The sequence below is a fragment of the Aegicerativicinus sediminis genome, from assembly GCF_015476115.1.
GTDB lineage: Bacteria > Bacteroidota > Bacteroidia > Flavobacteriales > Flavobacteriaceae > Aegicerativicinus > Aegicerativicinus sediminis.
The window spans coordinates 254,193-271,025 of record NZ_CP064295.1 but is presented as its reverse complement, the minus strand read 5'-3'; the positions used below and the strand labels follow the sequence as shown (position 1 = coordinate 271,025).

At 34.3% G+C, this 16,833-nt stretch carries 18 protein-coding genes; 8 read left to right on the top strand and 10 right to left on the bottom strand.

Features of this window, described 5'->3' with window-relative positions; genetic code table 11:
* Positions 1–106: 106 nt before the first annotated feature.
* The 3 genes from idi to ISU00_RS01230 are packed head-to-tail and all read left to right on the top strand — an operon-like array spanning position 107 to position 1,335.
* Positions 107–628 carry an isopentenyl-diphosphate Delta-isomerase gene (gene idi, locus ISU00_RS01240; RefSeq protein ID WP_228852228.1) on the top strand — a complete coding sequence of 174 codons (522 nt, stop codon included), beginning with the start codon at positions 107–109 and terminating at the stop codon, positions 626–628.
* Complete coding sequence (locus tag ISU00_RS01235) at positions 628–1,041, top strand: 6-pyruvoyl trahydropterin synthase family protein (protein ID WP_228852227.1); 414 nt, start codon at positions 628–630, stop codon at positions 1,039–1,041. Before idi ends, ISU00_RS01235 begins: the two co-directional genes overlap by 1 nt.
* A 30-nt stretch (positions 1,042–1,071) precedes the next feature.
* The gene (locus tag ISU00_RS01230) at positions 1,072–1,335 is read left to right on the top strand and encodes a hypothetical protein (protein ID WP_228852226.1); all 264 of its coding nucleotides are present in this window, start codon (positions 1,072–1,074) and stop codon (positions 1,333–1,335) included.
* On the opposite strand, the gene ISU00_RS01225 is transcribed toward ISU00_RS01230, so the two are convergent.
* From ISU00_RS01225 to ISU00_RS01205, 5 genes are all read right to left on the bottom strand, one after another.
* Positions 1,330–2,025 carry a DUF4369 domain-containing protein gene (locus ISU00_RS01225; protein ID WP_228852225.1) on the bottom strand — a complete coding sequence of 232 codons (696 nt, stop codon included), beginning with the start codon at positions 2,023–2,025 and terminating at the stop codon, positions 1,330–1,332. The two genes, ISU00_RS01230 and ISU00_RS01225, sit on opposite strands and share 6 nt — an antisense overlap.
* A gap of 45 nt (positions 2,026–2,070) precedes the next feature.
* Positions 2,071–3,336, bottom strand: coding sequence for a DUF819 family protein (locus ISU00_RS01220; protein ID WP_228852224.1), 1,266 nt, complete (start codon positions 3,334–3,336; stop codon positions 2,071–2,073).
* Positions 3,337–3,569: 233 nt separating this feature from the next.
* A complete protein-coding gene (locus ISU00_RS01215; protein WP_228852223.1) occupies positions 3,570–4,295 on the bottom strand; it encodes a porin family protein in 726 nt (241 codons plus the stop codon).
* A gap of 145 nt (positions 4,296–4,440) precedes the next feature.
* Positions 4,441–5,370, bottom strand: coding sequence for an alpha/beta hydrolase (locus tag ISU00_RS01210; protein ID WP_228852222.1), 930 nt, complete (start codon positions 5,368–5,370; stop codon positions 4,441–4,443).
* A 358-nt stretch (positions 5,371–5,728) separates the two neighbouring features.
* Positions 5,729–6,310 (bottom strand): alpha-ketoglutarate-dependent dioxygenase AlkB family protein, encoded by a 582-nt coding sequence (locus ISU00_RS01205; protein WP_228852221.1) that lies wholly within the window; start codon positions 6,308–6,310, stop codon positions 5,729–5,731.
* A gap of 44 nt (positions 6,311–6,354) precedes the next feature.
* On the opposite strand from ISU00_RS01205, the gene ISU00_RS01200 reads away from it, so the two are divergent.
* Positions 6,355–7,035, top strand: a complete 681-nt coding sequence (locus ISU00_RS01200; RefSeq protein ID WP_228852220.1) for a M15 family metallopeptidase — start codon at positions 6,355–6,357, stop codon at positions 7,033–7,035.
* A 1-nt stretch (position 7,036) separates the two neighbouring features.
* Here the strand turns inward: ISU00_RS01200 and ISU00_RS01195 are convergent, their stop codons facing one another.
* From ISU00_RS01195 to ISU00_RS01185, 3 genes are all read right to left on the bottom strand, one after another.
* On the bottom strand, positions 7,037–7,399 hold the full coding sequence (locus ISU00_RS01195) for a DoxX family protein (protein WP_228852219.1): 363 nt from the start codon (positions 7,397–7,399) through the stop codon (positions 7,037–7,039).
* Positions 7,392–8,393 (bottom strand): carboxypeptidase-like regulatory domain-containing protein, encoded by a 1,002-nt coding sequence (locus ISU00_RS01190; RefSeq protein WP_228852218.1) that lies wholly within the window; start codon positions 8,391–8,393, stop codon positions 7,392–7,394. Before ISU00_RS01190 ends, ISU00_RS01195 begins: the two co-directional genes overlap by 8 nt.
* Before the next feature lie 116 nt (positions 8,394–8,509).
* Entirely contained in the window at positions 8,510–8,857 is a 348-nt protein-coding gene (locus ISU00_RS01185; RefSeq protein WP_228852217.1) for a DUF6249 domain-containing protein, read from the bottom strand.
* Positions 8,858–8,995: 138 nt separating this feature from the next.
* Here ISU00_RS01185 and ISU00_RS01180 point away from each other — a divergent pair, with 138 nt between their 5' ends.
* From ISU00_RS01180 to ISU00_RS01165, 4 genes are all read left to right on the top strand, one after another.
* A complete protein-coding gene (locus tag ISU00_RS01180; RefSeq protein ID WP_228852216.1) occupies positions 8,996–9,580 on the top strand; it encodes an RNA polymerase sigma factor in 585 nt (194 codons plus the stop codon).
* Positions 9,570–9,977: a hypothetical protein gene (locus ISU00_RS01175; RefSeq protein WP_228852215.1), complete on the top strand. Its 408-nt coding sequence runs from the start codon at positions 9,570–9,572 to the stop codon at positions 9,975–9,977. Before ISU00_RS01180 ends, ISU00_RS01175 begins: the two co-directional genes overlap by 11 nt.
* Before the next feature lie 167 nt (positions 9,978–10,144).
* Positions 10,145–12,313: a TonB-dependent receptor gene (locus ISU00_RS01170; protein ID WP_228852214.1), complete on the top strand. Its 2,169-nt coding sequence runs from the start codon at positions 10,145–10,147 to the stop codon at positions 12,311–12,313.
* Positions 12,314–12,432: 119 nt separating this feature from the next.
* Positions 12,433–13,074 carry a hypothetical protein gene (locus tag ISU00_RS01165; protein ID WP_228852213.1) on the top strand — a complete coding sequence of 214 codons (642 nt, stop codon included), beginning with the start codon at positions 12,433–12,435 and terminating at the stop codon, positions 13,072–13,074.
* A gap of 15 nt (positions 13,075–13,089) precedes the next feature.
* Here the strand turns inward: ISU00_RS01165 and ISU00_RS01160 are convergent, their stop codons facing one another.
* Complete coding sequence (locus ISU00_RS01160) at positions 13,090–14,742, bottom strand: serine hydrolase (protein ID WP_228852212.1); 1,653 nt, start codon at positions 14,740–14,742, stop codon at positions 13,090–13,092.
* A 118-nt stretch (positions 14,743–14,860) separates the two neighbouring features.
* Complete coding sequence (htpG, locus tag ISU00_RS01155) at positions 14,861–16,744, bottom strand: molecular chaperone HtpG (RefSeq protein ID WP_228852211.1); 1,884 nt, start codon at positions 16,742–16,744, stop codon at positions 14,861–14,863.
* Positions 16,745–16,833 lie beyond the last annotated feature (89 nt).

The following is a 16,833-nucleotide window of genomic DNA, read 5'->3' as shown; positions in this document are numbered from 1 at the left end:
CCACCTAAAGTTAAGGTGGCTTTTCTTTGGGTTAAGAAATACAACTTCCTTAATTATTCCATAAACCGAGTGGGATTTTCGGTAATCAATCTTATTTTTGAATTATATGAAGGAAGAACTAGTTATTCTCGTTAATGAACAAGACGAAAAGATAGGATTAATGCCTAAAATGGAGGCTCATGAGAAAGGCCTTTTGCATAGGGCGTTTTCGGTTTTTGTTTTTAACAATAAGGGCCAATTGTTATTACAACAACGGGCCAAAACCAAATACCATTCTCCTGGATTGTGGACAAATACATGTTGTAGCCATCAGAGAGACGGTGAAACCAATGTAGAAGCAGGAAAAAGACGTCTAATGGAAGAAATGGGATTTACTACTGAGCTTACCGATTCCCAATCTTTTATTTATAAAGCACCCTTTGATAATGGCTTAACAGAACATGAATATGACCACATCCTAACGGGAATGTATAATGATGAACCTGCCATTAACCCAGAAGAAGTCGAGTCGTGGAAATGGATGTCTTTGCACGATGTTAAACAAGACATGAACCTGAATCCCGAAATATATACAGTTTGGTTTAAAATCATTTTTGATAAGTTTTACGAGGCGATAAATATCGAATAATGGATAACAAAGTAACAGTTTCTCGAAAGGCACATTTTAATGCTGCTCATAGGTTATTTAAACCAGAATGGAGTGATGAAAAGAATTTAGAAGTTTTTGGGAAGTGTAGTAACCCAAAATATCATGGTCATAATTATGATTTGGTTGTTAGTGTAACTGGAACTGTGGATTCTGAAACAGGATTTGTTTTAAATCTCAAAAAATTGAAGGATATAATTTATAGAGAAATTGAAGAGGCTTTCGACCATAAAAATCTAAATTTAGAAACAGAGGAATTTAAATCGTTAAATCCTACAACAGAAAATATTGCGATAGTTATTTACAATAGACTTCGCCCGCATATTAAAGCGGACCAAGAATTAGAAATTATTCTTTATGAAACAGAACGTAATTTCGTGAAGTATTCAGGATAAAAACTCACTAACTTTTTAAAATTTTATAATATGGCAAGTAAAAGAAATCTAAAGAAGGACATTAATAATGTTTTGGGAGATATAATCGATTCAGTCTATTACTGGGAAAATACGAACGAGGGTGCCACCAAAGAGAGTGAGGCAATTATTGATGATGCCATTAAAACCTTCGATGATTTAATGGTAAAAGTCAATCAAAGAAAGTTAGAAAATAGTAAAACCCATTTTAAAGGGGTTCAAAGTGAATTAGACCAAGAAGCTAGTAAGCTAGTTGATAGGGTAAATAAATTATAAGGAATCGTTTTTTCGCTGTTTTAGAACAGTTTCGAGTTCCTTACCATATTTAGAGGTTTTAATTTTCTCTGGAAGAGAATTATAAATAGTGTCCAGAAGCTTAATATTGGCATCGGGTATTTCATAAACCGCCAAATATGGAGCAACCTCACTTCCTCTATTGTTTACAGCAAAATTTATAGTATACAGATATTTTCTCCTGATAAGTTGGTCAAATTTTGATTGATAGTCAATCTTATTTATTGAGTCAGAGTTGTTATTATTTTGAATGGACGATTTAATGAGGTCCAAATTTTCATCATTGAATTTGCCCATCATTTTTAAATAATCCTCTAACAGTTGTTGTTGTTTTGTGCCTTCAATCGAAGCATCAAAATAAAAGTTTTTTAATGTGCTTGAAACTTTGGTAATGCCCTCGTCAGCAAAAAATGATACCAAATCATCCTCCTTTGAATTTTTGTCTAAACGTAAAAACAAAACCTCAGGCTCTTCAAGTTGAGTTTTAATCGTAAAATTTTCATTTCCATTTATAACAACCGAGTCAATAACATTATAGGTGCTATCTTGAAAGCGTTCCAAATAAACTACTCCTTTTTTTAGACCTTTAATTTGGCCTTCTAGGGTAAAATTGGTCTCCTCTTTACAACCGAACAATATAAGTAATGCAACGGCAGCTACAACTTGTTTCATCATTCCAAAATTTGGCGCAAATATGCTATTAAATTTTCTTAATTACTAACCTGCAGCGGCAATTTTCATCAATTCTGCGCAAAGGATTGCGCCATAAGTTCCGACCACATAACCAAATACCGCCAGTAGTGCCCCTACAGTTGCAAGTGAAGGATGAAATGCTGCAGCAACAACTGGGGCAGAGGCAGCTCCACCTACATTTGCCTGGCTTCCAACGGCCATGAAGAAGTAAGGAGCCTTAATTAATTTGGCCACTAAGATTAATAAGCCAGCATGTATAGCCATCCAAACTAAACCAATAAGGATAAGCCCTGGATTTTCAAATATTTTCAAAAGATCCATTTTCATACCTATGGTCGCTACTAATATGTAGATAAATACACTTCCAATTTTACTTGCTCCTGCACCCTCATAATTTTTTGCTGGAGTAAAAGATAGAATTATACCCATAAGTGTTGCAATTGAAATTAACCAAAAGAAATCACTTCCGAATGAAGAAAATGGACTCCTTGGATTTCGAACACTTTCAAAATTTTCATTTAAAAAACTTGCAATATGATCAGCACCAAAATGTGCAATACCCACGGCCACAAATGCGAAAGTGAGAATAATTATATAGTCTGTAAGGGAAGGAATCTTAACAATTTTATCTGTAAACTGTTGGACTTTAAGTTTCAATTCCTCGATAGCTGAATTATCCGCTTTCAACCACCGATCTATTTTATTGCTTTTGCCAATACCTAATAATAATATGGCCATCCAGATGTTTGCGACTACTATGTCCACCAAAACCATGCCTCCATACAATTCCGTATTATATTCATAAATTTCTAACATTGCGGCTTGGTTGGCACCACCGCCTATCCAACTGCCTGCCAATGTTGCAAGCCCTCTCCATGTAGCATCAAAACCTACCCCACCTACTGTTTCAGGTGAAAAGGTTGAAATTAAAAGTATTGCAATGGGGCCACCAATAATAATTCCAATTGTTCCGGTAAAAAACATTGCTAATGCTTTCCAACCTAAATTGAAAACCGCCTTTAAATCAATACTTATTGTTAATAAAACTAGCGAAGCGGGCAGTAAGTAACGGCTTGCAATGAAATAAGTTTTAGATACGTCTGCGGAAATTAAACCAACCGAATTAAATATGGCTGGAATTAAATAACACATCAATAGCCCAGGAACATATTTGTAAAATACTGGCCAAAATCCTTTTTTTAATGATTCAGTATAAAAAACAAACCCTAATGCGAGCATTAAAAGGCCAAAGACGATACCGTCGTTACTAATAAGGGGAGTGGAGTCCATACTCAAGAATTATTTGGCGGCAAAATAGACATTCTTAAAGGATTTATAAAATTGTTAAATAAATCATATATAAAATTCTACTTAATTCTTTGGCACAAGAATTGAAATATCTAAATCGTGATTGATTAGTAGTTTAAGACAGATGTCTTTAAGATGATGTCACATTTGGTTGGTTAGTTAAAGTGAGAAGAGCCCCGTTTGGGGCTCTTCTTTTATTTATCAGTACTTTTTTTTTAATCGTATGGACAGTAACACTTATCCCCCCGGAATAATCCTCCAAAGAAACTTCCTATTCTGTCTTTATCAGTGGAGAAAATATTAATGTGGGCACTAATAGAAATTACCCCTAATTTGTAAGGCATCATATCCGCCACATTAACACCATAACCCGGTGAACCAGCACTGTTATAATTAAAATCAGTTCTTTGTCGAGGCTCTTCCGTTGTACTAATTTCATATCTAACATCAAATCCGAACCTTCCGAAATCCACCAATATCCCAGCGCCAATGTTTATATCGCGTTTATCAAAAGTTATTGGCTGTTGAACACCATCAATGGTCATATCAGACGTTGAATTTATAATTGGTCCTGCGTAGATGGAAATAGGTTTGAATACTTCATATCCAAACATAATGGGTATATCTATTCGTTTACTATTCCAATAAGATCTATTAAATGGAAAGTCATAACTATTCTTAAATTTGGTGAACAATAATTCAGGTCTTATAAAAAATTTTCCAAATTCAACATTTATAAAACCCCCAAATTGCGTTCCAATTTCATTGTCTGGTGTATATGTAATATTTGGTGCACCTTGTTGGTACGAACCTCCAAATGACAAAACGTCGCCAATGTAAGAATAATTGACTCCTCCTTTAACGCCGACCGTAAATTCTTGAGAATAAGAAATGAAGGATGTGCATACGCACAAAACTATAAGTAGTATAAACTTATTCATAGGTTAAATAGTAGATGGGTTTATGGCTGTAAAGCTACTTTTAACATTAAACTTTGACTTATTTTTTCGCTAAGAGTATTTGATTTTTCGATAAATACCTTCGGTAAAGGTTAAAAATACACTTTTTATCGATTAATGGAGTTAACTATTTGGAAAAGATGAACTTCTGAATAAGTTCAATTAATTCTTGGTTAATAGCGTGTGAAGATTCATTATAGGATTTTGAATTTACCAAGTCATCACCATCAATGGTGAACATGATATGGTTCATTCCTTCGATAATTTTTATCTGGGAATTTGGAGCGGCTTCATCTAGCAACTTTGCTTCAGATATGCTTACTTGAAGATCTTTTGTTCCATTTATTACAAGAATTGGTTTATCGATGTTTGTTATTTCTTTAACGGGATCATACTTTATCCAACTGATCATAAACGGTTGTAAATCATAATTGAAAACAGACTGTAAGGGTTGAGGAAAGTTGGTTGTTGTTTGCCCACTCTTCAAGATTTTTAAGGTTGCCTCAGCCTCATCTGACAACCCAGGAGCCATTTTGCTAATTTGTTCTAACAAAACCTTATCGATGCTTTGGCCAGCTCCTGAGATGGAGATTATTCCATCAACTTCATCGTTGTCGGCTAATAGGGCTACAAGACTACCCTGACTATGACCAATTAGAATAATTTTTGTAAATGCAGGGTTCTTGGCAAAGTATTTTATTATTGACTTGACGTCGATAACAAAATCCTCAAACTTAATATTACTATCAACATTGCCGCGATGGATTTGTTTTACGATTCTTTTATCGAATCTAAAGGTTGCAATGTCACTGGCGGTAAGGGCCTCGGCTAATTTTTTAAGGGAGTTGTTTTTTAAGAAATTTTGGTTTCCATTTCGGTCAGTCGGTCCAGACCCTGGAATAATGATTGCTAATGGAACTTTGGTGTTTGTATTAGGTATTAACAGAGTTCCGTCGATATTTTCGTTGATAGTTAAATCTTCTTCTATAATTTTTGGATTTTGACTCCAAACAAAACAGTGAAATAATAAAAGAATAATAAAGGGATTTAATTTCATGACGCGTGTCATTTTAAGCAAGAATTAAACATGAAATTTTGACTAAATCTAGGCCTAAAAAGTTTTGGGAAATATTTTGGAGCATACTTTATTTTGAATTTTGAAATGGTGTTTAATCGATGAAATACAACTTTTAGTCTTTAATTGTTAAAATTAAATGCTTTTCATCGATTTTTTGTGTATTTAAACTGATTAATTCAAAGTTAATTTTACTTTTGGTGTGTACTAAAATTTAGTTTTTAGTTCAATGGATTAATTAATTAATATTTGCATTGTTGTTGATCTTAGAGACCCTAAATCTACAATAAATAAAAGCAAATAAGGAAAGCCGGGATTGAGGGATCCCGGTTTTTTCTTTTTATGAGAATAACGTTCTGAATGTAAGATTTATTCTTTCCGATACATTCTTTTTTGTTTTGGGAATTTGATGTTTGTAAAAATGTTGTGTTTGTCCTTCCATTACCAATAGACTTCCATGTTCTAAGGTTATATTAAGCTTGGCATCTGGCATTAAATTATGTTTCATTTTGAAAGTTCTAGCAGCTCCCAAACTTATAGAAGCTATCACTGGATTTTTTCCTAAAGATTTTTCGTTATCGGCATGCCATCCATTACTATCGTTACCATTTCTGTAAAGGTTAGCAAGGACAGAATTAAACTTATAATCTATTTTCTCTTCAATTTTCTTTTTTATTTCCTCCAATTCTAATGACCATCTCTCAGTTTTTAAGGTAGTTCCTGAATAGGTATATTCTAAACCCTCGTTTCCATAAAGGGCAATTAACCTAGGTTGCATAAATTCCTTGCCAAAAATCTTTATTGGTAACGATTTCCAGTTTAATTCTCGAAATAATATTTGAAAATAATAATCGGCACTACCAATATTTAAAAAATTTTTGTAGTAGTAAACTTCAGCGTCTGGTAATTTGATTCTGGTCATTTGAAATTGCAAGAAAAACTTATCTTGTGGTGAAAATTTATCGAGTGAAATTAACAAAACTTCTAATATATACGGTTTCAACTTTATTGATGCTTGCATTTCAAGACCATCAGGAATTCCCTTCTGATTTTATCGATGCTAAAAGTGTTATAAAAGATTTAGATGTGGAACTGCGATATTATACGGACTTCAATTTTGTAGGCGATACTATTCGCGGGTACAATGCGAACCGTTTAATTTTGACTAAACCGACTGTTGTGGCTCTCATGAAGGTTCAAGATTCACTTGAGACTATCGGTTTGTGCCTGCGTGTTTATGATGGTTACCGACCACAAGAAGCAGTAAATCATTTTATCGAATGGGCTAGAGATTTAGATGATACCATTCAAAAGCAAAATTTTTATCCTCGTACTTCCAAGTCGGTATTGTTTCAGGAAGGTTATATTGCTTCAAAATCTGGTCATAGTAGAGGTAGTACTGTAGATTTAACGATTATTAAAGCAAACAATTTAGAGCCGCTCGATATGGGTAGTCCGTATGATTTCTTTGGTCCTGAGTCTTGGGTAGATTACCCCCATATAACTGAAGAACAAAAAGAAAATCGTAAAATTTTACAAGGAGTTATGAATTCATTTGGTTTTAGGAGTTACTCCAAGGAATGGTGGCACTTCACATTACGTAATGAGCCCCATCCTTATACCTACTTCAATTTTCCTATTAAATAATTTAGAAATTTTTATAAAACCATGCCCAGTACATAAGGAAAAACTGTAGTGGTAATCTTAGTATTAATATCCATTTTGGTATTCCAACCCCTTCTTTTTCGCCCTTTAACATGTAGAAGTGTACTAATAAAAATATCGTTAACATCGCAATTATTCCAATTATCGCAATATTCCTGAGCTCAGTCACCAATAGAGCCAAACCAAGAGCTATTTCAACAAACCCGCTTAAATACACTAATAATCTATGGTTCGGTAGATATCTGGGCATAATCCGTAGATATACTTTTGGTTTGATAAAATGCATCGCTCCAGCAAAAATATACATGCTTGCCATTACAACTAGATGCCAAGGTAGACTATTCATAAATTCGATAGGTTACGCCAATCCCATAATTATTAAGCCCTTTTTTTAAGAGACTTGATTGTATGCCAGTCCCTGGTTGAAAAGAGGTCCATTCTGAATTACTAATAAATACGCGTTTAATGAATGTTCTATTGGCAGACCATTTGTCTGTAAATGGCAATAATGGTCTAAAATTGGTTGGAATTTTAACCACCGTACCTCCAGTTTTTATTTCCTTGTATTTTTTGTTTGGAAGTAGATTGCCGTCCTTATCTGTATAACCTAACACTTGAATAGAAATATATACTCCATCCTCTGGAATTAGTAAAGGTCGATCTGAAATGTCTAAGGTAAATTGGTCGCCGTCTTTTTCTGTGGTTCTAACAACATAGGTATCATAGCTAAGAGGTTTTCCGGGTTTTTCACCTTCATTTTCGTAGAATTTTATCTTAAAAAGTGTGGAGAAGGAATGTTTTTCAGAATTTGATCGTTTTCTTTTATCCCAATCTTTGGATTCGGGAGTAATGGGAAAAATTACTTTCGAAATTCTGGTTTTTTCTTCATTCTTCTTTGGAAAATAAACGGCAATTTCGGATTCTATTGTAGGTAACCAACAGTTAAAATAATCATTATCTGTAATAGGTTTCGTAGTTTCTTCATCAAACTTTTGATCTGCTCTAAAAAAAAGTTCTACCGTTTCTAATTCGTCTGGAGCTGAAACTAGCAATAAGGTTTCCGGTAAATTTTCTGTTGCAATGCTTAAATCTTTAAACCCCAAGGCAGTAACGAATAGCGAATCTACGTCTGGATAAAGTTTTTTGGTGAATATAAATTTGCCTTTATCATCAGCAAATATACCTTGCCCGTTGCCAAAGGAAATTGTGGCATAAGAAACAGGTTGCTTGGTTACACTGTCTAAAACTACGGTCTGTGCAAAAGCTAGGTTCGCAATTAAAAAGGTTAATGTTAAATTTAAAAAGGATGAAACTCTTGAATTATTGAAAAGTTGGGGCATTTAATATAAGTATCTATTAATCTGAATATAAATTGAATTGTAAATTTAAGGAATAGATTATTATAAACTAAAAATGCCCTGTTAACAGGGCATTAATATTAGTTTTGGTTGGATGTTTATTCCTTGTCTATATTCTTGGTTAAGAAAAAGCCAATTATTAGACCAAGACCTGACATGAAGAATATTGTTCCGGGAAATGCAATATTATTTTGAACTCCTAAATTATAATGAAGGATTCCTGCCAAGAAAATTCCTAAACCAATACCCATTGCTAAAAGCGCAAGATTTAAAATCAATACTTTCCATATTGGTGCAGTATGCTTTTTACCTTCCATAAAAATACTTGCATCAACTCCTTTTTCTATAAGAGCCAATCTTTCTTTGTGTCTAGTTGAAAAATAGAGATAAACGATTCCGAAAAATACTGCCATCATAATTGGCATAATAATAACTTCTGATCCCATGACTGTTTTTTTTAATTGATTACTTTTTATGTGTTCTGTGCCATAGGACGACGCAAATTGAATTGTGGTTACAAAAAGCAGAAATTTATTTTTTAATTTTACTGTAACCTATTTATAAGTGGTACCGTCTTATTGAAAATGGCTAACCACAACGAAACCTTATTAATTGAAGGACTGAGGCAACAAAAGTCTTCTGCTTATACGGAACTGATAGAAGCATATCAGCATATGGTATTTACATTGTGCTTGAAAGTATTGGGTAATCGAGAAGAGGCGGAAGAAGTGGCACAAGATGCATTTATAAAAGCAATTGCTTCTATAGACAAATTTAAAGGTGAGTCTAAGTTATCAACTTGGTTATATAAAATAGTTTATAGAAAATGCCTTGATCGTTTGAAGCAACTTAAGAGAAAACCTTGGTCTCTTGGAATTGACAAGGCCACTGAGAAGTATTTTGTTGCGGATAATGAGGGCGGAATGACAGGATTTGAAAAAAGTGAGCATAGTCAATTGATAAAGGAATGCATTAACCAATTGCCTGCAGATGAAGCCCTTTTAGTAACCTTATTTTACTATGAAGAATCGTCCCTTTCTGAAATTGCAGAGGTTCTAGGGATAACTGAAAATAATGCTAAAGTAAAATTATATAGGTGCCGTTCTAAACTGGCATCGGTAATTAAAGAAAATGTTGAACCTGCAATTCTTGAATCGTATGGAATCTAATGAAAATGAAAATATAGATAAATTATTAAGAAGCCTTATTAAGGATCAAACCTTAGAGGTTCCTTCTGCTGATTTTAAAATGAAACTACTTCAAAAAATCGAGCAACATAATAAGATAAATTCTATTGAAAGCCAGCCCCTAATTTCCATGAAAACCATTGTAATCTCATTTGCTATATCAATTATTGCTATAATTTATTATTTGGTTAAAGGAAATCCAGCAGGAACTGATTGGTGGGGTTTAGATAATTCTATCTTACAATTTGAATTGCCTTCCTTTAATATATTCCCGAACTTTCAATCAGGTTATATTTTTATCTATGCCTTTGTAGTTTTGGCAATTATGTTTTATATACAAGTCTATTATTTATCAGCACGGTATAACAATCAATCCTAATCTTTTAGGTACTAATGGGCTATTTAAGAAATCCATAATATTACTAGTAAAATTTTTAAAAAATATATCTCACAAACAATTCAGTACCCCTAACTGACAATTCAGCTATTCCCTTTTTAATTTGATGTAATGATTTAGGAGGTTTGAATAAATAAATTTCAAACCAAATGAAACCTAATGATTTCTATTCCCGGTTTTTACTGTTTCACATTTCCCTTTTTACCCAGCTTTTGACGGCGCAAATGGTGGTGAGCGGAACCGTTTCTTCTGCAGGTGGAAGTCCGGTGGAGGGAGCTAATGTCTATTTAGATGGAACTTATGACGGAACTTCCTCAGATGTTAATGGCAAATTCGAGTTTTCCACTGGGGAGTCTGGTAATCAAACTCTAGTCATTTCCTTTATATCCTTTGAGACATTTAAGCTTATCGAGGAGGTTGAAAAAATGATCGATTTAAGAATTGAACTAAAGGAGGACATTGGTGCTTTGGATGCTGTAGTAATTTCAGCAGGTACTTTCGAGGCAGGAGATAATAGTAAAGTTTCTGTATTAAAACCATTGGATGTTGTTACTACGGCTAGTGCACTTGGTGATTTTGTTGGAGCGTTACAGACATTGCCAGGAACCTCCACTGTGGCTGAAGACGGAAGGCTGTTTGTGAGGGGAGGAGAAGCTGGAGAATCCCAAATTTTCATTGATGGCATTAGAGTTTTTACACCCTATACTGCCTCTCCTAATAATGTGCCAAGCCGTGGTAGGTATAGCCCATTTTTGTTTGATGGAATAACTTTTTCAACAGGAGGATATTCTGCTGAATATGGGCAAGCGCTATCTTCAGTTTTACTTTTGAAAACAATAGATGAACCTACACAAGAGAAAACCGATATTTCAGTAATGTCTGTTGGGCTAGGATTGGGAAATACTCAAATTTGGGACAAAAATTCACTTAGTGTAAATGCAAGTTATTTCAACCTTTCACCATATAATGCCATATTTCCAGATCGTAATGATTGGGAAAAGCCATTTGAGGTAATGGCGGCCGAGTCAGTATTTAGAAGAAAATTCAATAATGGCTTATTGAAAATCTATGGTGCTTTTGACGCTACTAATTTTGAATTAACCCAGGAGGATATCAATTATGAAGATGGTCTTCATTTCAAATTGAAAAACAATAATTTTTATTCCAACTTCAGTTATGAGGGTAGGATAGGGGATAGCTGGAAACTTTTTAGTGGAGGTAGTTTCACTAGAGCATTTAATGATCTGATTATTTCCGATCAATTAGTTGAAAACATTGATAACTCCCTTCATCTTAAATTGAAATTAAAAAAGAGGTTTAATAAACACATTAAATTGAATTTTGGAGCAGAATATTTTTATTCAGATTTCAAGGAAACCTATGCTGCTGATAATATTACTGATATATCGTATGGGTATAATAATCCATTAGGAGCATTATTTGCTGAGACAGATGTCATTTTTATTAAGAAGTTGGCCGCGAAGGTGGGTGTCAGGGCAGAATATGGTTCTTTTTTAGAGGAATTTACTCTTTCTCCTAGAATTTCATTTGCTTATAAAACTTCGAAGAATGGGCAACTTTCATTGGCATATGGGAAGTTCTATCAACAACCGTTTCAAGATGTTATTAAATTTAGTGATAAGATGGAATCCCCTAGGACGGATCATTATATTCTAAACTATCAATTCAGTTATAATAACAGAATTTTTAGGGCTGAAGTTTATAGAAAGAATTATCATGATTTGATAACCTACTCAGATGATCTTCCAAATTTTGATTCTGATTTTGGGAATGACGGTAAAGGTTATGCACAAGGGATTGATTTCTTCTGGAGGGATAATCAAAGTCTAAAGAATATAGATTACTGGGTGAGTTATTCTTATTTAGATACAGAACGACTTTATCTAAATTATCCCTATTCTGCCACTCCACCGGTGGTTAACAAACACAATATTTCGGTGGTGGGTAAATACTGGATTGAAAATTGGCGTAGTCAAGTTGGATTTAGTTACAATTATGGCAGTGGTAGAAGTTACACCAATCCCAACAAGCCAGGGATTCTGCAAGAAAAAACCAAACCTTATAATAGTTTAAGTTTCAATTGGGCCTATCTGCTTTCTCAACAAAAAATTCTTTACTTCTCTATAAGCAATGCCTTAGGGTTTAAAAATGTGAATGGTTATCAATATGCGGATAGACCTGATAATGGAATTTTTGATAGGAGGACTTTAAGACCGGCCGCTGATCAATTTTTCTTTATAGGATTCTTTTGGACACTTAGTGATGACGGCCGTGATAATCAATTAGATAATTTATAGGAAATATACAGTTCGTCCAATGATAATAACAGTTCAGTTCTTTCAAATTGAATTGCCTATGGATAAACATCAAATTTGAATACAAATTAATAAATCAACAATCTTAATAAACTAGCATTATGAAAAAACTTGTTCTTTTACTTATCGTTACTGTTTCAATAGGAACCCAAGCTCAATCTAGATTTGAGCAAGGCATGCAAAAAGCATTTGGTTTGTGGCAAGAGGGAAAACCTTGGGACGCTGCAAATATGTTTGAACGGATAGCAAATGCAGAACCAAATGAATGGTTGCCGCCGTTTTATGTGGCCCAAATTAACGTGTTTCAAAGCTTTAATGAAAAAGATGAAGCCGAATTAAAAGCGAAATTGAAAAAAGCTCAGGATTTTTTAAATGACGCCAAAACCCTTTCACCTGAAAATAATGAAGAACTTCATTTGCTTCAGGCTCAACTCTTAACATGCTGGGTTATTTTCGATGGTATGAAATATGGGATGACTATGAGTCCTAAGATAACTCAGTTATATGCCGAAGCCAGAAAAATGGCTCCAAATAATCCGCGTGTTGCTTTTGGTAAAGTAGAATGGGAAATTGGAGCAGCGCAATACTTTAAGCAAGATATTACACCATTTTGCGACGATATGAAAAATGCCTTAGCCCTATTTGATTCATTTGAGCCTAAAGGTCCCTTTTATCCTTCAGGGGGTAAGGAATATGCTCAACAAACGTATAATAGAACCTGTGGTTCTACACCCCAAGAATAATGATCTAAAAGTTGGTCAATTTTTTCGGTTGCCAGGGATGTTATTTCCATTTTGGTGTAGCACAACACTTTCCGATATACCGTCCTTGTTTATATTAAATGTTAATTGAGCATCAACCACTTTATAGAAAAATTTGTCCTCCTCAAAAGGGTAAATTTGAATCTTAGGTTGGCCAGTTGCCTGAGCAAATAGACCATCATTTTCTTGAGTAATCGTTAGGATGAAATTTGGAGCCAATTCATATTCTCCAGTATAAATTTTCAATGTTTCAATCGGCACATTAATTTCACTATACTTTGAATTTTGAATTGGTTCAACATCCTCAGTTTCCTCACCTGTAGTTTTGCCGTTTTGGGTAGTCATTTCAACTTTTCTTTTTCCATTTTCACCAGAAAATAAATATTCAATGGAACCATCTTCAAACATAAATCGGTTATTGCCAAGAGGATAGATTTTAAATTCATTACTGCCTTGTCTTTGACTTATTAATTGACCGTCTTTAAGGGAAATAATTCTTAAAGCGCCATCTTCAAAACGATAATTACCAACCCATTTATTTAGTTCATTAATATCTACCTTAACAACATCCGCCATTGTTGGGAAGGGTTTTCCTAGGGCTAATGCTGCAACTTTTACTGTTGTTGCGCCTATGCTTTTACAATTGCAGTTTGTGAGACCAACCACATAAATATTTTCTTTAGGAAAATAAATTTCATTCGTAGTATACCCAAATATACCACCGCCATGCCCATAGCCCTTAGATCCTTTTACATCTTGCTCACCCCAACCAAAACCATATGGAATATGTTCACTATTATTTAATTCGGAACCGTGGATGGCACTGTCAAGGCTTTCCTTGGAAATTAATTTGTTGCTATTTATCGCATTTTGCCATTTCAAAAGATCATCAATGGTGGACATAAGAGAGCCAGCGGCGTATGGCAAAGACATGCTCAAATAATCTGAATTTGCATATCCATCCGAATCCATTTTATAACCAGCTGCTCTATTAGGAATTATGTCGGAGTTATTTCCGTAATAACTATGTTTCATTCCTAATGGTTTGAAAATATTCTTGTTTATGAATTCCTCATAACTGACCCCAGAAACTTGTTCAATAATGTATCCTAACAGGATGTATCCAGAATTGTTGTATCTAAATTTTTCACCTGGTTCAAAATCCATTGGTTCATTTTTAAAGACATCAATAATTTCGGAAGGGGTTTTATCAAGTCTAGCGGTAGATTGAAAATTCACCAAATCCGTATAGCTTTTAATCCCTGAGGTATGGTTTAAAAGATGATATATCGTAATTGTTTTATTTAAGGTCGGATAGTCAGGAATATATTTGGTGATCTCATCTGTTATTTTCAGTTTGCCTTGCTCCTGCAGCATTAATATAGAAACAGCCGTAAATTGTTTGGTTATTGAGCCAAGTTCAAACACATTTTCTGGTTTGAGAGGAACTTGCAATTCTAAATTTGCCATACCGAATGCCTTACGATAAATTGGCTTTCCATCTTTGGCCACTAAAAGTGAAATGCCAGGTCCGTCTGCTGGATATTCTTTAGCAACAATAGCATCGATTTTTGTATCTAAATTTTGAGCGGTCCCTATTCCAATTACAAGAAGTAGCAAGTAAAGAGGGATGTATTTTGAATAGTTCATAAAAGGGTGTTATAAAAAAGTTTAAGATACCCTTTTTTGAATAAATTTTCGAGGTGAAAAGAAACAAAAAACCCATCGAGATGTCGATGGGTCCTTCATATTATTATTGAAATCGATTTTACTTAATCATTTCATAGCTGCGTTTAATGAATTCGGTAAGATCTTTACCCTTTAACAAGCCTTGAGACAATTTTGCCAAATCAAGACTCTGGTTTATTAAACGTTCTTGTTTTTTGCGGGTTTTGGTACTAACAATTTCACCAACCAATTCAGAGTTTGTGTTAACTATTAGATTGTACATATCTGGCATATTTCCCATGCCAAACATACCGCCACCTGTGGCCTGCATTTCCTTCATTCTACGCATAAACTCTGGTTGCGTGATAATGAAAGGGGCAGCATCAGAATCCATAGACTCTAATTGAACTGAGAATTTTTCAGCAGGGATCACCTCTTTTAATAATTCTTCCAATGATTTTTTCTCATCATCAGACAGTTTAGAAATTTTAGTATCATCCTTTTTGATGAGGTTGTCCACATGATCTGAGTCTACCCTTGTAAATGAAATTTTTTCCTTATTCATTTCAAGTTTTTGCATCAAATGCGATATGATAGGAGAATCTAATAGTAACACTTCATACCCTTTGGCCTTGGCTGCCTCAATATAACTGTGTTGAGCTTCTTTGTCTGACGCATAAAGTATTACCAATTTGTCATCTTTATCGGTTTGGCTGTCCTTTATTTTATTCTGAAGCTCTTCAAAAGTGAAGTATTCACCATCAACTGTTGGATATAGAGCAAATTCTTGTGCTTTTTCAAAGAATTTCTCATCTGAAAGCATTCCGTATTCAATCACTATTTTAATGTCGTCCCATTTATTTTGGAAATCTTCACGATTATCATTGAAAAGAGACTTTAACTTATCTGCTACTTTTCTGGTGATGTATGAAGAAATCTTCTTCACATTACCGTCGGCCTGAAGGTAACTCCTTGAGACGTTTAATGGAATGTCAGGAGAATCTATAACACCTCTTAAAAGCGTTAGAAACTCAGGTACAATTCCTTCTACATTATCCGTAACAAACACTTGGTTTTGATACAATTGAATTTTGTCTTTTTGTATGCTTAGGTCGTTTGTTAATTTAGGGAAGTAAAGGATACCTGTTAGGTTGAATGGGTAATCAACATTAAGATGGATGTTGAACAAAGGCTCTTCAAATTGCATGGGGTATAATTCCCTATAGAAATTTTTATAGTCTTCATCCTTTAAGTCTGTTGGCTGCTTTGTCCAAGCTGGTTCCGGATTGTTGATTATATCGTCGACAGTAATTTTTTCTGGCTTAGCATCTTTGTCTGCTCCTTCTGGTAAGGGAAGTGTTTCTTCCTTGGTTCCGAATTTAATAGGAACCGGCATAAATTTATTATACTTGTTTAAGAGCTCACGAATCCTAGAATCTTCCAAAAATTCCTTATCGTCATCCGTAATATGAAGAATGATTTCTGTACCTCTATCTTTTTTGTCAGCAGGTTCTAATGTGAATTCTGGCGATCCTTCACAAACCCAATGAACCGCAGGTTCATCTTTATAGGATTTTGTGATAATTTCTACCTTATTAGCTACCATGAAGGCGGAGTAAAATCCAAGTCCAAAGTGGCCAATAATACCAGCGCCATCTAATTTATCTTTGTACTTATCAAGAAATTCTTCTGCCCCAGAAAAGGCAACCTCATTAATGTACTTTTCAACTTCTTCAGCCGTCATTCCAATACCTTGGTCAATAACATGAAGGGTCTTCTTCTTTTTATTGATTTTAACTTCAATAATTGGATTGCCATATTCAACTTGAGCCTCTCCAAGACGAGTAAGATGCTTTAATTTTAAAGTTGCATCAGTTGCATTACTGATCAATTCCCGAAGAAAAATTTCATGGTCGCTGTATAGAAATTTTTTGATCAGTGGGAAAATGTTGTCTACTGAAACATTAATACTTCCTTTTGTCATGTCTAATTATTTTATTTAAGAATTGATTTTGCTAAAGCAAAACCGATTAGTATTCGTTTAGTTCGTTACGATTATGACAAAAAAAATAC